20 protein-coding genes and 2 pseudogenes are annotated in these 20606 nt (G+C 43.2%); 10 read left to right on the plus strand and 12 right to left on the minus strand.

What is annotated here, in order from left to right; translation table 11 throughout:
- The first annotated feature begins 43 nt into the window (after nucleotides 1-43).
- From VF685_RS03290 to VF685_RS03300, 3 genes are all read left to right on the plus strand, one after another.
- On the plus strand, nucleotides 44-628 hold the full coding sequence (locus VF685_RS03290; RefSeq protein WP_164844934.1) for a HEPN domain-containing protein: 585 nt from the start codon (nucleotides 44-46) through the stop codon (nucleotides 626-628).
- A gap of 228 nt (nucleotides 629-856) precedes the next feature.
- Nucleotides 857-1330 (plus strand): hypothetical protein, encoded by a 474-nt coding sequence (locus VF685_RS03295; RefSeq protein WP_127798676.1) that lies wholly within the window; start codon nucleotides 857-859, stop codon nucleotides 1328-1330.
- A 223-nt stretch (nucleotides 1331-1553) separates the two neighbouring features.
- Nucleotides 1554-2132 (plus strand): DJ-1/PfpI family protein, encoded by a 579-nt coding sequence (locus VF685_RS03300; protein ID WP_127798678.1) that lies wholly within the window; start codon nucleotides 1554-1556, stop codon nucleotides 2130-2132.
- Between the two features lie 173 nt (nucleotides 2133-2305).
- Here the strand turns inward: VF685_RS03300 and VF685_RS03305 are convergent, their stop codons facing one another.
- The 3 genes from VF685_RS03305 to sbmA all read right to left on the minus strand — a co-directional run bounded on the left by VF685_RS03305 (nucleotide 2306) and on the right by sbmA (nucleotide 5328).
- Nucleotides 2306-2800, minus strand: coding sequence for a hypothetical protein (locus VF685_RS03305; RefSeq protein ID WP_286385339.1), 495 nt, complete (start codon nucleotides 2798-2800; stop codon nucleotides 2306-2308).
- 135 nt (nucleotides 2801-2935) lie between these two features.
- Nucleotides 2936-3901: a hypothetical protein gene (locus tag VF685_RS03310; protein ID WP_104499288.1), complete on the minus strand. Its 966-nt coding sequence runs from the start codon at nucleotides 3899-3901 to the stop codon at nucleotides 2936-2938.
- 230 nt (nucleotides 3902-4131) lie between these two features.
- A complete protein-coding gene (gene sbmA / locus VF685_RS03315; RefSeq protein ID WP_104472676.1) occupies nucleotides 4132-5328 on the minus strand; it encodes a peptide antibiotic transporter SbmA in 1197 nt (398 codons plus the stop codon).
- Nucleotides 5329-5703: 375 nt separating this feature from the next.
- Here sbmA and VF685_RS03320 point away from each other — a divergent pair, with 375 nt between their 5' ends.
- Complete coding sequence (locus tag VF685_RS03320; protein WP_127798682.1) at nucleotides 5704-5901, plus strand: hypothetical protein; 198 nt, start codon at nucleotides 5704-5706, stop codon at nucleotides 5899-5901.
- 104 nt (nucleotides 5902-6005) lie between these two features.
- Here VF685_RS03320 and pgaD read toward each other — a convergent pair whose 3' ends face one another.
- Genes pgaD through pgaB form a run of 3 tightly spaced genes read right to left on the minus strand, consistent with a single transcriptional unit; the run spans nucleotide 6006 to nucleotide 9678 of the window.
- Complete coding sequence (gene pgaD, locus VF685_RS03325; protein ID WP_127798684.1) at nucleotides 6006-6443, minus strand: poly-beta-1,6-N-acetyl-D-glucosamine biosynthesis protein PgaD; 438 nt, start codon at nucleotides 6441-6443, stop codon at nucleotides 6006-6008.
- Between the two features lie 32 nt (nucleotides 6444-6475).
- The gene (pgaC, locus tag VF685_RS03330) at nucleotides 6476-7735 is read right to left on the minus strand and encodes a poly-beta-1,6-N-acetyl-D-glucosamine synthase (RefSeq protein WP_127798686.1); all 1260 of its coding nucleotides are present in this window, start codon (nucleotides 7733-7735) and stop codon (nucleotides 6476-6478) included.
- A 17-nt stretch (nucleotides 7736-7752) separates the two neighbouring features.
- Nucleotides 7753-9678 (minus strand): poly-beta-1,6-N-acetyl-D-glucosamine N-deacetylase PgaB, encoded by a 1926-nt coding sequence (pgaB, locus tag VF685_RS03335; RefSeq protein WP_286385336.1) that lies wholly within the window; start codon nucleotides 9676-9678, stop codon nucleotides 7753-7755.
- A 576-nt stretch (nucleotides 9679-10254) separates the two neighbouring features.
- On the opposite strand from pgaB, the gene tehB reads away from it, so the two are divergent.
- Nucleotides 10255-11121 carry an SAM-dependent methyltransferase TehB gene (gene tehB, locus VF685_RS03340; protein WP_127798690.1) on the plus strand — a complete coding sequence of 289 codons (867 nt, stop codon included), beginning with the start codon at nucleotides 10255-10257 and terminating at the stop codon, nucleotides 11119-11121.
- Between the two features lie 138 nt (nucleotides 11122-11259).
- Here tehB and VF685_RS03345 read toward each other — a convergent pair whose 3' ends face one another.
- Complete coding sequence (locus VF685_RS03345) at nucleotides 11260-11370, minus strand: hypothetical protein (RefSeq protein WP_005179737.1); 111 nt, start codon at nucleotides 11368-11370, stop codon at nucleotides 11260-11262.
- Nucleotides 11371-11559: 189 nt separating this feature from the next.
- Here VF685_RS03345 and VF685_RS03350 point away from each other — a divergent pair.
- Nucleotides 11560-11757: pseudogene (locus VF685_RS03350) on the plus strand (transposase); the annotation flags it as partial.
- An 11-nt stretch (nucleotides 11758-11768) separates the two neighbouring features.
- Here the strand turns inward: VF685_RS03350 and VF685_RS03355 are convergent.
- Together VF685_RS03355 and VF685_RS03360 are read right to left on the minus strand one after the other, a co-directional pair.
- Nucleotides 11769-12026 (minus strand): annotated as a pseudogene (locus tag VF685_RS03355) (IS982 family transposase); the annotation flags it as partial.
- 53 nt (nucleotides 12027-12079) lie between these two features.
- Nucleotides 12080-13012, minus strand: coding sequence for an IS5-like element IS17 family transposase (locus tag VF685_RS03360; protein ID WP_152342438.1), 933 nt, complete (start codon nucleotides 13010-13012; stop codon nucleotides 12080-12082).
- Between the two features lie 196 nt (nucleotides 13013-13208).
- On the opposite strand from VF685_RS03360, the gene VF685_RS03365 reads away from it, so the two are divergent.
- Both VF685_RS03365 and VF685_RS03370 read left to right on the plus strand, forming a co-directional pair.
- Complete coding sequence (locus VF685_RS03365) at nucleotides 13209-14282, plus strand: aromatic ring-hydroxylating dioxygenase subunit alpha (protein WP_075168017.1); 1074 nt, start codon at nucleotides 13209-13211, stop codon at nucleotides 14280-14282.
- Nucleotides 14283-14339: 57 nt separating this feature from the next.
- On the plus strand, nucleotides 14340-15281 hold the full coding sequence (locus VF685_RS03370; RefSeq protein WP_004892393.1) for a PDR/VanB family oxidoreductase: 942 nt from the start codon (nucleotides 14340-14342) through the stop codon (nucleotides 15279-15281).
- Nucleotides 15282-15389: 108 nt separating this feature from the next.
- Here the strand turns inward: VF685_RS03370 and VF685_RS03375 are convergent, their stop codons facing one another.
- The 3 genes from VF685_RS03375 to mhpT all read right to left on the minus strand — a co-directional run bounded on the left by VF685_RS03375 (nucleotide 15390) and on the right by mhpT (nucleotide 18000).
- Nucleotides 15390-16079 carry a GntR family transcriptional regulator gene (locus VF685_RS03375; RefSeq protein ID WP_004892390.1) on the minus strand — a complete coding sequence of 230 codons (690 nt, stop codon included), beginning with the start codon at nucleotides 16077-16079 and terminating at the stop codon, nucleotides 15390-15392.
- A gap of 164 nt (nucleotides 16080-16243) precedes the next feature.
- Nucleotides 16244-16690: a MarR family winged helix-turn-helix transcriptional regulator gene (locus VF685_RS03380; RefSeq protein ID WP_075168018.1), complete on the minus strand. Its 447-nt coding sequence runs from the start codon at nucleotides 16688-16690 to the stop codon at nucleotides 16244-16246.
- 71 nt (nucleotides 16691-16761) lie between these two features.
- Nucleotides 16762-18000: a 3-(3-hydroxy-phenyl)propionate transporter MhpT gene (gene mhpT / locus VF685_RS03385; RefSeq protein ID WP_114541911.1), complete on the minus strand. Its 1239-nt coding sequence runs from the start codon at nucleotides 17998-18000 to the stop codon at nucleotides 16762-16764.
- A gap of 262 nt (nucleotides 18001-18262) precedes the next feature.
- On the opposite strand from mhpT, the gene VF685_RS03390 reads away from it, so the two are divergent.
- Together VF685_RS03390 and VF685_RS03395 are read left to right on the plus strand one after the other, a co-directional pair.
- Entirely contained in the window at nucleotides 18263-19096 is an 834-nt protein-coding gene (locus VF685_RS03390) for a p-hydroxycinnamoyl CoA hydratase/lyase (protein ID WP_004892382.1), read from the plus strand.
- A 50-nt stretch (nucleotides 19097-19146) separates the two neighbouring features.
- Nucleotides 19147-20598 (plus strand): aldehyde dehydrogenase, encoded by a 1452-nt coding sequence (locus VF685_RS03395; protein WP_163170341.1) that lies wholly within the window; start codon nucleotides 19147-19149, stop codon nucleotides 20596-20598.
- Nucleotides 20599-20606 lie beyond the last annotated feature (8 nt).

Raw genomic sequence — 20606 nt, forward strand, 5'->3', positions numbered from 1 at the left:
TCTATGTAGAAATATAGGGTTTAAAATAGAATTAAATATTGATATGACTACCTATAATCTACAACCATTATTAGTAAATTACGACGACAAACTAATATCTTATCCAAGTCAAGAAATAATCTATAAAAGCTATCTTAATTTTGACAATACAGTACATCCTGATACAAATATTGCAATTCCATTTCGAGACTTAGCATTCCCTCTTTTTGATCAAAATTACACTAATGATATTCTTGAAAAACTACGCACTGCTATTGATTGGTATGCATCTTCTTTTAAAACCAATAGTACTAAAGAAGGCTTTTTATTTTGTGCTATAGGTATGGAAGCCTTACTGACTAATGGCAGAGATGCAATAACCAAAGTATTATCGGAGAACACAGCATTCTTGATTGCCAACAAAGATAAAAACAGTAGAAAACATATCTGTTCTCAAATGGCAAAACTATATAGTCATAGAAGTGGCATTGCACATGGTGGAAACATAAGCACTGAAAAAATTGATCTCGATCAATTACGATTTTATTTATCATCATCAATCAAAGCTATAATTCGGTTAATTCAAGAAAATACTATCAATAGTAATAAAGATTTATACCAATATTTAGAAGATTTGAAGTTTAGTTAACTATAAACAAAACATATCAATCACCAAATTCGAAGTCTTAAGACACATCCAACTTTCAAAGTCTTTTTATACGTGACTGCTAAATTACTACACTCCAGCCCTCTCTCATTGAGAGAAGGAGCATTAATAGAGAGATAAAACTACCTAGCTAACTCCTAAAAACCCACCACATTAACCACATCTTATTTCTTTAAAAATCAATTAGTTGCAAAAAATCAAAGGACAAAAATGAAAATAGCCATCCTCACACTTTCTAGCCTTGCCTTCTTCAGCACTACCATCTTTGCAGAAACCAAACCCACTGTTCCTGCTAAAGAAGCCAGCCAAATATTTAAAGCCGCAGGCTTTTCAAAAACCAAACATGGCTGGGAAGGCAGCTGCGACACAGGTGAAATCACCACATACAAAGACCTCAATGGTGACGGTCTAAAAGACGCAGTCATTTCAGACTACAGCACCATGTGCTATGGCAACACAGGTGTCAGCTACCATATCGTTGCTCAGCAAAAAACTGGAAATTGGAAACTTATTTTTGAAAACATGGGCATCCCTACTTTTCTAAAAACCAAAGGAAAATACGGCTGGCCAGATATTGAAAATGGTGGCCCCGGATTTTGTTTTGCAGTTTACCGTTGGAATGGTCAAAAATATGATGTCAACCGTTATGAATATCAGGGCAAAGCTTGCACATTAGACTATTAACACCTCAGCATAGTAAATTTCATATCCATGAATATATAAACTGATTGATTTAACACGCTTATACAGACAGTTAAAACGCCTCAATTACTTGGGGCTTTTTTATATAAACAACCTCAGCTATACGACTAAAGAGCACTGAATGACTTAAAAATGACATCTGAACTGTGCTAATTTAGATCAAAATTGAACATAAATATGCACAAACAATTAAGAGGGTTTAAAGATGTCAAAACAAATTTTAATGCTCGTTGGTGACTATGCTGAAGACTATGAAACCATGGTGCCTTTTCAGTTTTTAACAGGTCTCGGTTATACCGTACATGCGGTCTGCCCCGATAAAAATGAAGGTGAAAGCATCGCTACAGCTATTCATGACTTTGAAGGCGAGCAAACCTATAGTGAAAAACGCGGTCATAACTTTGCCATCAACTACAACTTTGAAGCGGTACACACTGCGGACTATGTCGGTTTAGTCATTCCCGGTGGACGTGCGCCCGAATATTTACGCATGAATGAACGTATCCTTGAGATTGTGCGTGAGTTTGATGCTGCGAAAAAACCAATTGCAGCAGTTTGTCATGGTGCACAAATTCTTGCGGCAGCCGATGTACTCAAAGGTCGTACTTGTTCCGCTTACCCTGCCTGTGCAGCCGAGGTGAAACTTGCAGGCGGAACTTACGCAGACATTGAAGTAACTGAAGCTGTAACTGATGGACACTTGATCACAGCGCCGGCTTGGCCTGCACACCCTGCTTGGATGGCACAGTTTATTCAAGCTTTAGGGGCGACTGTGACGGTTTAATTGTGTTGTTCCTCAAGTGAATCTTTTATGAGATGACCTATCAGCCTTTAGATTCAAAAATAAAAAAAGCTCCTTTGATTCAAGGAGCTTTTTTAATGGCTTTTTTTATAACATTAATGCTTTCGATTCAGTTTATAAATCGCTCTCACTATTCATAATCTTCAAAGGCCGAACTACCTCGTTACACCCAACTTATTCCAAATCTCTGGGGTTAAAAAAGTCGTGACCAATTTATTCAAATCCACATAACGCAGTACGCCTTGCAACTGCCCTTTCACTTCAGGGTTCTTTAAAATTTCCTCACCCGTAATCTGTCCAAGCTCCTGAAAACTGTCTCCAACCGCTTGTATACCTTCAGCTTGAATCACTGCTTTAGTCTGAGCTGAACATTGCTCTACCAAAATACGTTGTAAAACGGTTGCCAGCTTTTGATCTAAAGCCTGTTTTTGTTCTGGCATTACCTGACTCAAGTGTTTCAAATCCGGATGTGCAGATAGCGCAACAAAGGTCCACTGTAATACCGCAGTTTTATCGGTTGCCGTGGTCGACTTCACCAGACAGTCACTCAACTGATCAACGGCCGGACCAGCCGTACTCACTTGTGAGCAACCCAATAGCGCAATCGCTAGACTCCATCCTCGTAGCTGCTTTAGACTCAACTGCATCATGTTATACCTCGCCAACATCGGCTCATACCAGAAATAGCCTATTTGTAGCATGCCAGCAGCAATCTCACCTGTTATGACTGTGTAACGCGTATAAAAAAGGAGAAGTGATGTGCTTCTCCTGGTTACTTATACTGACTATTTCATTTGCCTGAGCATACGCTTGGCACCGGCATGATTATGCTGGTTGGCCAGCTCCTGCAAAATCCGTTTGGCCCGGGCTTTGGGCTGGGAAAAACGGTTACTAAAACTCGGCACAGCGCTTAAGCAACGCGCCAGCAAAATCCCCGATTCAGCATAGACATTCCGCGCATTGGTGCCCTGCAACCGGCCATAATTATAGGCCCGCTGTGCGCTGTTACAGGCATTTAACTCATTGCGGCCGCTGTTTAAATCACGGCGTGCAGCGACATAATATTTCATCTGCTGCTGTTGTGGGGTCGCAGCCACCACAGGCGCCGCTTTTACGGGTGCCGGGGTTTTCTCGGCTGGAAGTTCCGGTGTTTCTTTTGGTTCGGGCTCTTTGGCAACAGCTTTAGTGTTTTTATTATTCCGATTGGTATTCGTATTAGCCTTCTTGCTGCTGGAAGATGCCGAACGATAAAAACGCCGTGCTTCATCTTCCGTCATGACTTGAGTAAGTAAATGCACAATGCGCACCTCACCCTGACCATCGCGTTTACGCTCGCTGACCGGCTCGATTGAAACAATCCAGTCGGGGCCATTTTTTCTGACACAGCGATAGGCACCAATGCCCTGATTAACATCGCGATAAGTCGCCAACAGTTTTTTGGACCAACTGTTTTTCAGCATCGACATCGTACTTTTATAGGCCAGTTTTAAATGTCCTTGCTGCGACTGACAATAGCTGCCCATATATTTGCGAGGAATCAGCGATTCTGCCGCCAGCTCTTTACGCTGTGGTCCCCAGTCATATACATAGGCTTTGGCTGAACCATTGGCCTGATTCAGATTTTTTTTCGCAATCAGCTCTTGTGGCGAAGCAAAGTGCTTCAAGGCATCTGGACTAAAACTCTCTACACTGACACAGCCCGAAAAGACGACACCGACCCCAGCCAACATCATGAAGGTTTTGACATTCACGTCTTTATTCTCTATTTTTCCCCACTCAAAACATAGCTCAAATAGGCGCAAATAACAAATCTAGCCAATTGATTTTACTTGATATTTCTCGTTTATTTATTACTACTGCCCCGCACTATCATCTGATAAATGCAAAATATCCAGAGTTTTAACAACGAAACCTGAACGCCTTAACACTTTCATCCGATCATTAAAAAACCCGCCTTAACAGCGGGTCAGTTGGGAATGACTTAATCATCCAGGGTCGATTCAAAGGCTTTTAAACGTTTATAAATCGACAGCAGTTCAATAATGGTTGGCCAGGAGGCAATTAAATACTGGAACGATTCACGTACCTTACCGAACACGTTACCAATCTGCATCATCAGGCCAAGGGTAATCGCTCCCGCAGCAATACTTGGGAACAGCACAAACAGACCGTAAATATTGTCCAGCTGCATGTACCAGATTCGTACCAGGTTAAAATAGGCATAATGGAAATACAGGCGGAAATAATTCAGACGAACCTTGCTAAACAGCTCTTTTAAAGTCAGCGGATCGGCACGCTCGGCATGATCTTCACCATAGACCAGCTCTTTACGATAAGCCGCTTCCACCTTCTGGTTATTAAATTCCAGTCCCGGCAGTTTATAACCGACCACCATCAGCAGTACGGTACCAAACACCGCCCAACCAATTGCCGCCCACACCAGCGCATAAGGAATTTCGCCCAGAATTGGCAGGGTTTTCACATGGCTCGATAGCGTTACCAAAACCGGTAAAAAGGCAATCAGGGTAATGAGTGCTTCAATCAGACTGACGCCCAGACCTTCGGTGGTACGGGCAAAGCGCATGGTATCTTCCTGAATACGCTGCGATGCCCCTTCAATATGACGTAACCGGTCCCAGTAGGCGGTGTAATAATTGTTCATTGCCGTTCGCCAGCGGAACACATAGTGGCTGACAAAGAACAGGTTAAATACCGAAACCGTGACCGCCACAATTGCCACATACAAAAAGGTCATGATCTCGGCATAGAGATTATTCACATCACCGCCGCCATTACTCAGCATTTGCTGGATCAGGTCATAAAACGGGCTGTACCAGGCGTTAATGACCACGCTCACCTGCACCCAGAACCAGATATTAAACAGAATGAAAGATGAGCCCCACACTGACCAGCGCTGCCAGGGATTATCCGATTGAATCCGCCAGAAAATTGCAAAAATGGCTGTGGCCAGAAAATACCAGAGATAGAACCAGAGAAATGCCGGTGACCAGAAACGGCTGACCCCAATCGGGAGTTCTGCTTCATGATAGCCTTCGGGCAAACCGATGATGGTGCCCCAGCCTTGTCCACCAGAATACCACAGCACCAGATTAAGAACGAACCAGAGTAACAGCGAACTAAAAAACCATTTCGGATGTGGAAAAAATGACTTAAACATGCAGTGTTCTATTTCCTTTATTCTTTTCAAGACGTTGAAAAGCAGCGTTTATAACATTGCAGCGTGCAATGCGCCACGCGATGACTTCAACATGAGCAATATACAAGATTTCCCGGACAGCGCATGTACTTTTCAATACCGTTTTTTCCGCTGACCGGTATTTAAAGCAATATAAAACCCCGATACTCCCCCTGACTATTTTCAGTAAAACAATGAAAAATCAAGAGCTTAAAATACCAATTTTTAGACTAAAAATTTAACTTTATTTTTTAAAATATCAATTACTTATTTATAATCTGACGAATAAAACACATATTCCCGACCAGACAATGCTAAGATAAATATGTGATACATAATACATTTTTGAGGGAAATCATGATGGAAGTGAAAGCTGTTGAACTTATTCAGCCTCTGGTACTTGAGAAAGAGAACTGCCCACCTATCCATTTTGAGACAGGCACTATCTTAAAAGTCCTGATGACCACGCCAACAGCTTATCTGGTCACGGCCGGCACGGAATTTAATTTCACCATTTCATTTCAAGATGAACACAAGGTCTGGCGCAAGCTTTAGTCCTCATTCCAAGCGCGATTCTTATCTCCATTCAGGCAGCTTTTCAGGCTGCCTGTTTTTTTTTTGCAGATATAAAACCAGAGCAGCCGAATTCCAGCCGACCTTTAAGAGGCAACGTGCTGGGAATGTGCCTGTAAATCGACAATCTTACCCTCCTGATCATGATAGACCGTGACAATTTTAGCCTGACGGGATTGCGTTAACATGACCGGTTCCAGCTGAAAATGCTCGGCAAACTGGTTTAGCGGTGCCGGTTGCATGGTCTGGATGGAGTGCGCCGGAATATAGTTGGTCCACAGCCATAAACTCAAGCCACAAGCCACCAGCGCACTAAAACCATTTTGCAGAATACTTAGCATCAACTGGGCCACTTGCTGAATCAGTGCATCCCGTTCCAAATCCAGCAAGCCCAGACTGCTTAAAACTGGCTGCCACAACAGGCCCCAGGTCAGCCATAAGCCGGCGGTACACACGTTCGAGGCATAACGCTTTTGCCACGGCAATTCATAGCGATAATCAATAATTAAAGTATTGGCTTTCACAACTTTACTCTCAACACATCACATCGCGACAGTTAGCTGTCACGTTTAATTCCACGATCGGGACTGATCCAGCGTGCACGTTTCCCTTCCCCACGCAGCAGCATTTTCGGAAACGCCACAATACTGGCCGATACGGTAATCAGCCAGAACATGAACGGATACCAGATCATCCAGAAATAGTTTCTGGCCAGATTTTTTTCATAGCGGCTGTCCATCCATTTGCTGACCATAAACTGGAACAAACAGGTCGCGCCCAGCACAATACCCACCCCTTGCGGTAAAAACGGCGATTGCAGTTCCGGCAACGGTAAAATAGGCAGGCAGAAACTTAATATCCAGAGCAGACACAGCAACAGCAGCAGATATGACCAGACCAGAGTCAGCATCATTTCCAGAATCAGCGGCCACAAATAGTTCAGCTTGGGCTTAAAAATTACATCAATATTTTTATTTAACACCTGCGCACCGCCCATGGCCCAGCGCAAACGCTGTTTCCATAAGCCTTGCAGGGTTTCCGGCATTAATACCCACACCAGCGCATTCGGTTCAAATTCAATTTTCCAGCCGGCACGCTGTAGCTTCCAGGAAATATCAATATCTTCGGTCAGCATGTCATGCGACCAGTAACCGACCTGGTGCACCGCGCTTTTACGAAAGGCGGTAATCGCCCCTGAAACAGTAAAAATACGGCCATAGGTGCGCTGGGCACGTTTAATCATGCCAATAATCGAGGAGAATTCTCCGACCTGGACCCGGCCCAATAAGGTCGAGCGATTGCGAATTCGCGGATTGCCCGTAACGGCGGCCACCGCCGGATCACGCTGGAAATGGCGCAGCATCCAGCTGGCGGCATGCGGATCGAGCAAGGCATCGCCATCAATTCCAAGCAGGTATTCGGCATCGGTAACCAGACTGCCGGCTTGCAGGCCCATGGCCTTGCCCTGATTTTCTGCCAGATGCACCACCCTTAACCGTGGATGCTGGGCCGCCAGACGGTTCAGTACCTCGCCAGTATTGTCCGAGCTGCCATCATTAATCGCGATGACTTCAAAGTTGGGATACTTTAATGCCAGTGCCTGGGTGATGGTTTCCTCGGCATTATCGCCTTCGTTAAAACACGGAATGAGCACCGCCACCAAAGGATATTCCTGTAAAACCGGTGGCTGGGTAAAGACCGGATCTTTGCGTTCTTTGACATAGAAAATCAGCGCCCCCATCATCCATAAATAGGACATGAACAGCGGATAATAAAACACAAAGTTCAGCACCGATTGCCAGAGTTCTTGCAACATGGTTGTTCTCTAGCCGGTTACGGTGCTGATATTGGCTGAGGCTGGAAAGCTTGACGCAGCACAGTCGGATCGGGATGATTCTGGATTGGATCATCCGGATAATAGGCAATGTGCTTCACACCGGCCTGATAGAGTGTTTGAATTGTTTCCGCAATTTCCACAGAGGGAATTTTATTGCCATTACGCCAGTCGACGGCCTGCAATTCAAACACCGTTTTACGCAGCCCTTGCGGATACTGCTGCACCCGACTCAATAGCTGCTGATAAAACTGCGCCGGATCATCGACCTGTTCCATATATGGCATGGCCATAATCGCGGTGAAGTCATAACGGTTTAGCGACTGTTCCAGCGACTGGGCATACCAGTTTTCTGAATAGGCCGACAGCGCCACCTGCGCATACAGGTTACGCGAGGTCTGCAAATAAGGCTGATACTGCCGCACGGTCTCGGCCAGCTCCATGGCAAAATCATCAATCACTTTGACTTTATAAGCTGTCCATTTCTGTAAGGCGGCATCATCAGCACGCAGTTGTGCCAGATCGGTGGCTAAGCCCTGCTGCTGATAGGCCTTTTTAGCCCAGCTGCTGGCATCTTCATAATCGGACAAGGTGGCATCATCATGGAAAATAATGCCGTTGAACTGTGCCGATTTGGCTAGATCTTCATAAATGCCTTTAATGGTGTTGCGGGCGCGCGGCGAAAATGGGCTTAAACGGTGATAGCCCATGTTCAGATGCTTACCGCTATGCGGCTGCTCGGTTTGCACCAGATCTTGGGCCACCGGATTCGAGACCGGTAATTCCCAGGCAAATACCGGCATCCAGGCATAGACACGACGTACCTGAGTCCGGGTCTGGATTTGCCAGGCCACACGGTTAAACAGGTCGGCACGCATTGGAATATAACGGTTCGGGAAATAGACCAGATCGGCCGAGCCATTGCCATCCGGATCAGAAAATGCCTGCAAATATACGGTATTGACGCCAATCTGCTGAATCCGGTCCAGCAATAAGCCTAAATTACGTTCCTGCTGCTGCGGGTCCGGATCATAAATATAGTCGATATCGACATGCATGATCTTTTGCGGACGATCATTGTCCGTGCGCTGCTGCTGATGTTTCTGGATTTCTTTGGCCAGTAGCGCTGCATCCATGTGTTTTTGAATCAGGATTCGCGGCAATCTGGAAAAACTGTTTACAGGTTGATTCTCGGCATCATCCAGCGTCAGGCTGATTGGCATCTTCAGTTTTTCGGCAATTTTTACCGTATGCAAGTTATAGCGACCATAGGGCCAAACCATAATTTTTGGCGCTTTCAAGCCATGTTTTTGCAATAGGCGCTGATTGGCTTTTAAGTCCTGCTGAATACGTTTCTGATAAGCGTTGTCATCTTCATAACGCTGCTGCTGCGGAAAATAGGCACGTGCTACGGTGGCTGGCAATTCATTGCCCTGCGGATTGGCCACAATGCCTTTATGCAGGTCATAACTGTGGCTGGCAATTTCCACCAGACCGCTGGCCTGTAATTCTTTTAACTGTGCCCAGCTTAAAAAATGCTGGCGTGACACCAGTTGCCCGCCAAAATTAACCTGTTGCTGTTCTGCTCGTTCTAACCAGCGCCCAACCACCGACAACACGGCCGGAATATTCCGCTGTTTTAAAACAGGATAGACATGCTGATAAAAACTTTGATAGCCATCATCAAAACTGAGCAAGACTGATTTTTCCGGTAGCGCCTTGTTGTGTTGCTGCGCCTCTAACAGTTGCTGACTGCCAATAAACTGAAAGCCATTTTGTACCAGCCAGTCCAGATGCTGCTGCAATTGTTTAGGCTCAATCGCATATTCAGGCATTAACGGTTGTGGTTCAGAAGTGACTTCGTGGTAGGCAAGGATCGTCAAGTTTTTCATTTCATTTCCCGCCTGTGCCCAACCTATGAGCATACTACAAAGAAAGAAAACAAAAATCTGGACCGCTTTAATAAACTGAAATAGAGGAGACATAAGGCGCGCGGAATTCATGGTACAGACAAGAAGATACGATGCTACATTCGAGCAATTGCGCAGATTCAACCATTATTTTATTATTATTTGTGTATACATTTGTTAATTAATCCCGTTTTTTTTCTTTTTGCCCTTGCTTTCAAAATAAAGCAATAAAATATTTATGATTTTATATCACTCACTTAGTTTTACTTATTTTTTAGCCACCCGCCAACGGGTCAGTTGATAATTTTCTAAAGGGTAGACGCTTTTATAAGCCCAAAATGTGATCTGGTTTTCAATTTTAAATTCTCACCATTTGATACTGAAGTATTTTTCAAAACGCTAATACATCTGCAAAAATGGAAATGTGGAGATCATTTTGAGCTGAAGATTCACCGCTAAAATAGTATGGATTGAGTCATCTAGATAATTGGAAGTGGGCCGATGAAATCATGCCCTTTCCCCTTCCTTCTCTGGCATATTGTGCAGGCTTAGGGTTTAATGACATTTACCCCAAGTGCACATGGAGAAAAGATGCAAACGCTCGTATGCTATAAACAGCTACCGATCTGGACACAAGACACTATCCCGCCTGGCTTTTTACGCCAGCACAATACCAAAGCCGGCACTTGGGCCCAACTGAAGGTTTTAAAAGGTGAATTGCATTTTGCCTTGCTCGATGAAGCAGGCACGCTGTTGTCTGAACATCTGTTTAGCCCGGAACAGCAACCGCCCATGCTTGAGCCGCAAGTGTGGCACAAGATTGTTTCGGCCAGTGCCGATGTCGAATGTCAGCTCAGCTTTTATTGCACAGCCAATGACTACTTTGCCAAAAAATATAAACTGACCCCGACCCATTCAGAAATTCTGGCCGCACAGCCATCTTTACAGGGCAACACGGCGCTGGATGTTGGCTGTGGCAGTGGTCGTAATGCGCTGTTTTTAAGTCAGCACGGTTTTCAGGTCGATGCCTGGGATGTCAATGCCCAAAGTCTGGAGCGCCTGAACGAGATGATTCAGCAGGAACAGATTCAGAACATTCACACCGCACTGCGGGATTTAAATATTAATCCACAGATTCAGGGCCAATACGATTTTGTGTATTGCACGGTGGTGATGATGTTTTTACAACCCGACACCATCCCAACCCTAATTCGGCAGATGCAGCAGGCCACCAAAGCTGGCGGCCTTAATCTGATTGTTTGTGCAATGGATAGTGAAGATTATCCGGTTCAACCGGACTTCCCTTTTAGCTTTAAAGCCGGAGAGTTAAAGGCTTATTATGAGGGCTGGAATTTGCTGAAATACAATGAAAATATCGGTGAACTGCACCGTGTCGATGAACAGGGCAAGCGTATTCAACAGCGTTTTGCGACGTTATTGGCACAGAAAATAGCGTAAAAATTTATCCTTACATATAAAAGCTGATCGTCTGGATGAGGGTCGGCTTTAGAGGAAGAATACAAAACAGTGATAGTCAGCAAGTTTAATAACTTGCTGATGATTCAATAATTATTGGATAAAGCGACTAAGAAAACGTTACAGCAGATATTCCCAGATCACATAGCCTAGACCAAAACCAATCAATGAGTACAGCGTAATAATAAAGAAGACAAAACTCGCGCTATTTTTCTTTTTTAAAAAGCTCATTGTGATCTCAACGGTAAAATCTGTTGTCACATCTTACCCCAATTTGAGGATTTTTAAAGAGAAACTGGACCTTATCGTGCTGACTAAAAAATCCAGAAGTGCAATTACTCATCACTCGAGACTGTAAATTAAATTGTGTAATTGCCTGAATTTGCTATGTTCATATTCACAACGGAGTCAGGCAATATGATGAACGAACAACAACTAAAAGACCTTGCAGCAGAATTTACTAAAGGAATCAAAACAGAAGACGATCTCAACCAATTCACCCGATTGTTGACCAAACTCACTGTTGAAACGGCTCTTAATGCCGAACTTACCGAACATCTCGGACATGAAAAAAATGCCCGTAAATCTGGCTCAAATTCACGCAATGGTTATTCTAACCCGGATCCTGCTTAAGCCGATGATTCCTTAATTTGAATTGTTGGCTTATTTTGATGGGTTAATTGATATGCACATAGTGAGGCGTAAATTCCACTCAGAAATCCATGAAGACTACGTGCTTGACTCGTCACTAAATTGTATTGCCCCTTCAATAAACTGAATAATGTTTCTATCTTATTGCGTTGTCTTAGGTGATATTCATCTGATGCACAGAGTTGAATAGCCCGCATATTCTTTCGATGATAAGTAATCAAATCAATACCTTGATCTGGCTTTGTTGCACAAAGATTTGAAATGCAAAGCGCCCCTAATTGAGCCAAATTTAAGGCGTAACTTGGGTAAGTGGTCGACCTAATTCCGTAAATCTGTTGAGGACTGCTACACGTGCATGAATTTCATTCACCTGACTAGGAAAGCTTCTTGCCATTAATTTATCGCCTAATAATTTGATGCAATGCATCTTGGTTTCCACCAAACTGCGGCGATGATAGCCTGACCATTTTTTCCATAATGTCCTGCCTAAACGTTTAACTGTTCGAAGTAATTCATTTCGCTCTAGCGAGCTACTCTTTGTATCTTTCCATGGTTTCGCATTTTTTCTAGGTGGAATCACCGCATGTGCTTGCCGATCTGCAATGACCTGACGGCATTGCTTGGTGTCATAAGCTCCATCGGTATAAACAGAGTCAATCTGCTCATCTTGTGGAATCTGATTAAGTAAATCACCAAGCACCTGTGAATCACTGACATTATTGGTTGTGAGCTGAATAGCGCGTATTTGTAGGGTTTTGGCATCTATACCAATATGTAGTTTACGCCATTGGCGACGATATTCAGCTCCATGTTTCTTGCGTTTCCATTCGCCCTCACCTAGAAACTTCATCCCTGTAGAGTCTACGAGTAGATGCAGCCCATCGCTACTTTTTTGGTAGCTGATTGCAATATCAATATGCTTTTGTCTTCTACAAAGCGTACTGTAATCTGGTGCGGTCCAATTTAATCCGCAAAGTTTAATCAGACTTTGCACAAAGCCAGTGACCATACGTAAAGATAGACGGAATAAGGATTTAATCATTAAGCAGCATTGGATAGCTGCGTCGGAGTAGGTTTGATTTCGCCCTTGTTTGCCTTTTGATGGAGCATACCATTGCGTAGCAGGATCAAACCAAATGGCAATATTTCCGCGATTAATGAGTGCTCGGTTATATGCGAGCCAATTGGTTGTGCGGTAGATTTTGTGTGTAGGCTTCTTCATTTGAAAATTATATCGCTGAAAAAGCCTTTACAGATAGGTTTGTGCAACAAAGCCGTTACGCATCAGTAAATCATAAAAGCAGATTTTACCCCTCACTATTATAAATGGATCCAATTTATACTTTTATTGTACATTTTATATTGACTATTCGCATCAATAGTCATAAATTGGATCCAATTGATAAGGAGATCAGAATATGTTCATTAAAAATGCTTGGTATGTGGCAGCGCGTCCTGAAGAAGTTATCGAAAAGCCATTAGGTCGTCAGATCTGTGGTGAAAAGATGGTGTTTTATCGTGGTAAAGAAAATAAGGTCTATGCAGTAGAAGACTTCTGCCCACATCGCGGTGCTCCACTCTCTTTAGGCTTTGTAGAGGATGGCAATCTAGTTTGTGGTTATCACGGCTTAGTTATGGGCTGTGATGGCAAGACAGTTGCTATGCCTGGACAGCGTGTTCGTGGTTTTCCATGTAACAAGAGTTTCAGTGTTGTAGAGAAATTCGGTTTTATCTGGGTATGGCCAGGTGACCAGTCACTTGCAAGTGAAGATCAGTTACCTGAACTTGAATGGGCAGATAATCCTGAATGGGCATATGGTGGTGGATTGTTCCACATCAATTGCGATTATCGTCTGATGATTGACAATCTAATGGATCTTACTCATGAAACTTATGTTCACTCAGCCAGTATTGGACAAAAAGAAATTGATGAAGCAGCACCTACTACTCGTATAGATGGGGATCATGTCATTACAGAACGCCATATGGAAAATATCTATGCACCTCCATTCTGGCAAATGGCATTAAGAGGCAACAATCTGGCTGATGATGTTCCGGTAGACCGCTGGCAGATCTGTCATTTCTTTGCGCCAAGTAATGTTCATATTGAAGTTGGCGTAGCACATGCAGGTAAAGGTGGCTATCAGGCAGCTGCCGAGCATAAAGTATCTTCTATTGTGGTGGACTTTATTACGCCTGAAACAGAAACCTCTCACTGGTATTTCTGGGGTATGGCCCGTCACTTCCAGCCAGAGAATGCGGAACTGACAGATCAGATCCGTGAAGGACAAGGCAAGATTTTCTCTGAAGATCTGGACATGCTGGAACAGCAACAACAAAACCTGCTCCGCTATCCTGACCGCAAGTTGCTGATGCTGAATATTGATGCAGGCGGAGTGCAAGCACGCAAAGTGATTGATCGTCTGATTAGCCAAGAACAGGTTAACGAGATTGCAGGCAAAGAGCAGATTCCGTCAGTCACGCTTGGTTAAATAGTTAAAGTTTTAGAACAGTATTTTGATTTTTTAAATTTTAGGAGCGGCACTCACATGGAAGTGACCATTCATCAGATCCATCAACACAATTCTCAAATAAATTCATTTGAGCTCATGAGTTGTAATGGGGAGCCTCTACCTCCTTTTAAAGCAGGTGCTCATATTGATGTATATATGGGCGAAGGCTTAATACGCCAATATTCCTTGGCGAATTGCAGCAGTGAACAGCACCGCTATGTAATTGGTGTACTGAATGATCCAAACTCACGTGGTGGCTCACGCTTTATGCATGAACAGTTACAGGTGGGGCAACGCATTCAGATTAGTGAACCCCGTAACCTGTTTGAGCTGAATACAGAGCTTGAACATGCAGTCCTATGTGCAGGCGGGATTGGGATTACACCAATTCTGGCAATGGCCAAAGAGTTAAAACGACTGAAAAAATCTTTCAAGCTGTTTTACTTTGTTAAAACCCGTTCGGCAGTGGCTTTTCATGAGGATCTCAATCTTCTAGGTGATTCAGTTCATCTGCACATTGATGATGAAGCCGCCACACATTGCAACTTACTAAGTGCGCTTGCTCAGTCTGACTTAGCACATCATGTTTATGTATGTGGTCCACAAGGTTTTATGGATTTCGTGATCCAGACTGCCCAACAGCAATCCTGGCCTGAGACGCATATTCATAAAGAACACTTTAGTGCTCCAGCAATTGATACCAGTGAAGATGGTAGTTTCAATATTAAAGTTAAAAAAACCGGCCAACTGATCCATGTTGCACAAGACCAAACAGCTGTACAAGCACTTGAAGCTGCTGGGGTAAGTATTCCTGTTTCTTGCGAACAGGGTATTTGTGGTACCTGCTTAGTGAAGGTAGTAGAGGGTGAAATTGACCACCGGGATATGTATTTAACTGAAGAAGAACAGGCGGCACAAGATCAATTTACTCCATGCTGCTCGCGTGCAAAATCTAAAATGCTAGTTATTGATCTTTAAAAAATAAAAAACTGCTAGTTCTAATGAGATAGCAGTTTAATCTTTCTCCACTTTCCACCCTTCTGCACCCTCAGAAGGGATTTTTTTATTTAAAGAAAAGGCTTAACCTTAGGAATGCGCATGTGAATTAAAAATAGAACGCATCATATCGCCCAGAGTGACTACATGGCTATGTTCACGCATCAGACTCTCTGCTCGTGCTGAATCACGATTTTTTAAAGCATTGAAAATGGCACAGTGTTGAATATGGGCATGATGCAGACGGCGAATTTCTGAGAGCGGATTATTTTTATCATAAGTTAAGGCTTGGGCAGAAGCCATGGGTAGCTGATTATTCTTACTTAGAGCCTGCACAATAGCGATATTATCTGAGCCTTGAATAATCGTATTATGAAAAATGGTATTGTAATAATGATAGATTTCAATATCCTCATTACTTAGTTCAGTTTTTTTAAATATTGGCTCTATTTGAGTAATGCACTGCATTAGCTGATCTTTTTGCTGCGTGCTTAGCCCTTTTTCTGCCAGTTTTTTTGCTGCCAGGCCTTCAAGCACTCCTCGCACCTCAAGTGCATCCTGAATCAACTTGGGAGAAATTTCTCTAACTGTATAGCCGCGGGTTGGATTTTTTAATAATAATCCTTCTTGCTCAAGCAGTTTAAATGCCATACGCACCGGTTGACGTGAAACTCCAAGCATTTCTGCTGTTGGAATTTCAGCCATGCGAGCACCGCCCGGAATTTCACCTGAAATAATCATTTTTCTAAGTTCAATCAGTACTTGCTGACCTGATGACATGGACTTACTCATTTATAATATGTGTGCTGATGCTACCGGGTGCATGAAAATAATTCAACAGAAGTCATGAAGATCCTATTCAGCTTATTAAGTTGTTGCTTCCTCAAGAATAGACATTGAAAATTAGCTAGACGAACTCAAATCCGACCTGATGATGTAAAAAATTATTCTTCTTGAAAATGCTGTAAATTAGTGGCCATGATTTCAAGATTATTCCTGATCAAAAAGGCCAGATTAATATCCACGCCTTTTAGCATCGTTTGTTCCAGTTCCTGAACGACTGCCCGACACTCACTTAATTTATTTAATCCTGCTTGAGTGACATTGACAAGAATACGACGACCATGAGAGGGGTCCGATTCCTTACTAATCCAGCCGCTACTTAATAAATCCTGTAGAATTTTATTAGTTGATTGGGGTTTGATAAAAGAACGCTCCGCCAGTTTGGCATTGGAGAGATTTCCTTTTGCCGCGAGTACTGACAATGCTGTGAACTGAGGCAAAGTAATATCTAAAGGCTTTAGGCGTTCATTCAGTAATTTACTGATAATACGATCAACACGAGCTATCATATAGCTCAGGGTTGGCAGTTGATTTAACTGATGTTCCATAATACTTAATTCAACCTTAAATTCTAACCATTAAAAAGTATGGCCAAATTGGCCATACTTAAGTCATCACATTACTGAGTTTGAGTTGACGTATTTAATACAGGGACCTGCCGTGAAACTTTTGATTTACGGACCAAAAGTAACGCTGCGATCATTGCCATTAAAATCAGTGGAATACTTGCACCAATGACCATCGCTGAACTTGAACCGAGCGATAACAGCATACCTGCGAAAAGAGGCCCGGCAAAAGAACCAATTCGACCAACTGCAACTGCTGCACCAACCCCTGTTCCACGCATTTCAGTTGGGTAGAACATGGCTGCAAGACCATACAATGCAGACTGACCACCGACAATAAATAGACCACATCCGACAGCAGATAATACAAGTAATGCCACGGTTGGTGAAATAGCCAGACAACACAGCGAGACTAGAATACCAATGTAAATCAGTTTGACCGTAGTACTCATTCGAATTTTATCTAGCAAGACGCCCATTAAAATCGAACCAAATATACCGCCAATATTGTAGCCAATCTGAACATAGTTTGCTTCCGTCTTACCTAGGCCTTGTGCACCCATTAACAGAGGTAACCAGTTGAGCAGGAAGTACAGCACCACAAGGGTAAAGAAGAAACTGACCCAGATCTGAATGGTAGAGAAACGACGTTCTTTGGCAAACAGCACTTCAAAGAATGGTGTCGAAGTTTTTTGCTTCGCTGCTGTCAAATAGTCTTTCGATTCAGGTAAAAATTTAATTAATAAAGGAATTAATAAAATCGGGGCAAAACCACCGACATAGAAGATATGCCGCCACTGCGCATCACCTGCAAGTGCCATCGCGACAAATGAGGTCAACATACCGCCAAATGGAATACCACTGTACATAATACTGACAGCAATCCCTTTATGTTTCTCCGACACAGCTTCCGATGCCATAATAATCATCATTGGCAATGCACCGCCCATCCCAAGACCGGTCAAGAAACGAATAATCAGTAACAAGGTATAGTCTGCTGCATAGGCGGTTAACACCGACATAACACCAAAAACTAAAATACTTGTTAACAAAACTGCTTTACGCCCGATTTTGTCTGCAAACCGTCCACCAATGATTGCGCCTGGTAAGGTTCCCAAAATTGCTGCACTGAATGCCCATGCCATTTGGGCATTGTCCAGGCCAAACTCCGCTCGCATCCGTGGTGCTGCAACGCCCATCGATTGAAGATCAAAACCCTCAAACACTGCAATTGCAAAACACAATACGAGTGTAAGCGTAGCTTTACCTTTGCTACTTACACTATTTTCCATTCGTTATTGTCCTTTTAGAATTTTTTAATTCATACACTTCCCATGTATTGCTTTCCGTCCTAAGCAATTCAAAAAATATCACCTAAACTTACAATTTAATCAATATGTATTTTTATATTTTTTTCAATTAAATATTTATTTTATTAAATTACATGGGCTTATAAATTATTTTTAAAAAATGCAAAATAAGACTTGAATGTAAGTTTAACTGATATTAAATTAAATCCTATCAGGACATAAAACGAACATTAAGGAGCAACACATGTCTTATCAAAACCGCTGGGAAACCGTTGATGTACAAGTTGATGCAGGTATTGCATGGGTTACTTTAAATCGCCCAGAAAAGAAAAATGCAATGAGTCCAACACTCAATAAAGAAATGATAGATGTACTTGAAACCTTAGAACTTGACCCTGCAGCGAAAGTACTTGTTTTGACTGGCGCTGGTGATTCATGGACAGCGGGTATGGATTTGAAAGAATATTTCCGCGAAGTTGATAACCAACCGGAGATCTTCCAAGAACGTATTCGCCGTGATGCATCTCGCTGGCAATGGCATTTACTTCGTTTCTATTCAAAACCAACAATTGCGATGGTAAACGGTTGGTGTTTTGGTGGTGGCTTCTCTCCTCTGGTTGCCTGTGATCTTGCCATTGCTGCAGACGAAGCTACTTTTGGTTTATCTGAAATTAACTGGGGCATCCCACCAGGTAACCTTGTAAGCAAAGCAATGGCGGATACAGTTGGCCACCGTACTGCGATGTACTACATCATGACTGGCAAGACCTTCTCAGGTGTTGAAGCTGCCAATATGGGCTTAGTCAATAAAAGTGTTCCACTTGCTCAACTTCGTGCTGAAGTAACTGAACTTGCCAACAACTTACTTGAGAAAAATCCAGTTGTACTGCGTACTGCGAAAAATGGTTTCAAACGTTGCCGTGAACTGACTTGGGAACAAAACGAAGATTATTTATACGCAAAACTGGATCAATGTAATCATCGTGATGATGAAGGTGGTCGTGAACAAGGTCTGAAGCAATTCCTTGATGACAAGTCAATTAAGCCAGGTCTTCAAGCTTACAAACGCCCTGCTTAAGCAGTATCAATTCACATTCGTCATGATGGACATGTAAGGAAACATTTGCCATGCAAAACGTACAGTTACTTATTCACGGTCAATCCGTTGCAGCAAGTTCAGGACAAACTTTTGAAAGAATCAGTCCGATCGATGGCTCAGTTGCTTCAATTAGTGCTGCTGCAACTTTATCGGATGTTGATCGTGCGATCGAATCCGCACACGAGGCATTTAAAACATGGTCTGCCCTTTCTCCAACAGACCGTCGTTTAAAACTGCTTAAAGCGGCCGACCTGATGGATCAAAAAACTGAACAATTTATTCAGAGTGCGATTCATGAAATAGGTTCAACTGCAACGTGGTATGGTTTTAATGTTCACCTTGCAGCCAATATGCTACGCGAAGCTGCAGCTATGACCACACAAATTGATGGCAGTATTATTCCATCAGATGTACCGGGCAATATGGCGATGGGCATTCGCGTACCTTGTGGTGTTATCGTCGGGATGGCACCATGGAATGCCCCTGTGATTCTTGCCACACGTGCTTTAGCAATGCCTCTTGCCTGCGGTAACACTGTGGTTCTTAAAGCCTCTGAAGCATGTCCTGCAACACATCGTCTGATTGGTGAAGTGTTACATGAAGCAGGGATTGGAGATGGGGTAGTCAATGTCATCACCCATGCGGCCCAAGATGCTCCTCAAATTGTAGAACGCTTAATTAGCCACCCACTAACCAAGCGTATTAATTTTACCGGTTCAACCCATGTGGGCCGAATTATTGCTGAAACAGCGGCAAAATATTTAAAACCGGTCCTGCTCGAACTTGGTGGAAAAGCACCTGTAATTGTGCTTGATCAAGCTGACATCGATGAAGCGGTCAATGCCGTGACCTTCGGTGCATTTTTTAACCAGGGTCAAATCTGTATGTCGACAGAACGTGTTCTTGTTGATGAAAAAATTGCTGATTCCTTTATCGAAAAACTCGTGGCGAAGGTCAAAACTATTCGCGCTGGCAATCCACTTGAGAGTGATGCCCCACTTGGTGTACTGGAAAGCTTAAAAGCAGCTGAACGTATTGGGAAGTTAATTGAAGATGCACGTGAAAAAGGTGCAAATTTACCACTTGGTTTGGACATCGAAGGTGCTATTATGCAACCTACAATAGTGGTTGATGTCACCAAAGAAATGCAGATTTATGCCGAAGAATCGTTCGGTCCTGTCTGCACAGTACAACGCTTTAAAACAGTTGATGACGCCGTAGAATTGGCAAATGATTCTGAATTTGGTTTGTCAGCAGCCGTGTTTAGCCAAGATTTAGCACAGGCGCTTGCCGTAGCAAAACGGATTGAATCCGGTATCTGCCATATCAATGGTGCCACTGTACATGATGAGGCACAAATGCCATTTGGTGGTGTCAAACAAAGTGGTTATGGACGATTTGGCAGTAAAGTTTCTGTGGCTGAGTTTACTGAATTACGTTGGGTGACCATACAAACCAGCCCACGCCACTACCCAATTTAACGAAAGTA

Origin of the sequence: Acinetobacter sp. Brlt_5 (assembly GCF_051949055.1) — a bacterium.
In the GTDB taxonomy this organism is placed as follows: Bacteria; Pseudomonadota; Gammaproteobacteria; order Pseudomonadales; family Moraxellaceae; genus Acinetobacter; species Acinetobacter indicus.

What these genes read in the sequence shown, in the direction of transcription:
- VF685_RS03290 (WP_164844934.1), top strand. Translation starts at nt 44, where the DNA reads ATGACTACCTATAATCTACAACCATTATTAGTAAATTACGACGACAAA.
- VF685_RS03295 (WP_127798676.1), top strand. Translation starts at nt 857, where the DNA reads ATGAAAATAGCCATCCTCACACTTTCTAGCCTTGCCTTCTTCAGCACT.
- VF685_RS03300 (WP_127798678.1), top strand. Translation starts at nt 1,554, where the DNA reads ATGTCAAAACAAATTTTAATGCTCGTTGGTGACTATGCTGAAGACTAT.
- VF685_RS03305 (WP_286385339.1), bottom strand. Translation starts at nt 2,800, where the DNA reads ATGATGCAGTTGAGTCTAAAGCAGCTACGAGGATGGAGTCTAGCGATT.
- sbmA (WP_104472676.1), bottom strand. Translation starts at nt 5,328, where the DNA reads ATGTTTAAGTCATTTTTTCCACATCCGAAATGGTTTTTTAGTTCGCTG.
- VF685_RS03320 (WP_127798682.1), top strand. Translation starts at nt 5,704, where the DNA reads ATGATGGAAGTGAAAGCTGTTGAACTTATTCAGCCTCTGGTACTTGAG.
- pgaC (WP_127798686.1), bottom strand. Translation starts at nt 7,735, where the DNA reads ATGTTGCAAGAACTCTGGCAATCGGTGCTGAACTTTGTGTTTTATTAT.
- pgaB (WP_286385336.1), bottom strand. Translation starts at nt 9,678, where the DNA reads ATGCTCATAGGTTGGGCACAGGCGGGAAATGAAATGAAAAACTTGACG.
- tehB (WP_127798690.1), top strand. Translation starts at nt 10,255, where the DNA reads ATGCAAACGCTCGTATGCTATAAACAGCTACCGATCTGGACACAAGAC.
- VF685_RS03345 (WP_005179737.1), bottom strand. Translation starts at nt 11,370, where the DNA reads ATGAGCTTTTTAAAAAAGAAAAATAGCGCGAGTTTTGTCTTCTTTATT.
- VF685_RS03360 (WP_152342438.1), bottom strand. Translation starts at nt 13,012, where the DNA reads ATGAAGAAGCCTACACACAAAATCTACCGCACAACCAATTGGCTCGCA.
- VF685_RS03365 (WP_075168017.1), top strand. Translation starts at nt 13,209, where the DNA reads ATGTTCATTAAAAATGCTTGGTATGTGGCAGCGCGTCCTGAAGAAGTT.
- VF685_RS03370 (WP_004892393.1), top strand. Translation starts at nt 14,340, where the DNA reads ATGGAAGTGACCATTCATCAGATCCATCAACACAATTCTCAAATAAAT.
- VF685_RS03375 (WP_004892390.1), bottom strand. Translation starts at nt 16,079, where the DNA reads ATGTCATCAGGTCAGCAAGTACTGATTGAACTTAGAAAAATGATTATT.
- VF685_RS03380 (WP_075168018.1), bottom strand. Translation starts at nt 16,690, where the DNA reads ATGGAACATCAGTTAAATCAACTGCCAACCCTGAGCTATATGATAGCT.
- mhpT (WP_114541911.1), bottom strand. Translation starts at nt 18,000, where the DNA reads ATGGAAAATAGTGTAAGTAGCAAAGGTAAAGCTACGCTTACACTCGTA.
- VF685_RS03390 (WP_004892382.1), top strand. Translation starts at nt 18,263, where the DNA reads ATGTCTTATCAAAACCGCTGGGAAACCGTTGATGTACAAGTTGATGCA.
- VF685_RS03395 (WP_163170341.1), top strand. Translation starts at nt 19,147, where the DNA reads ATGCAAAACGTACAGTTACTTATTCACGGTCAATCCGTTGCAGCAAGT.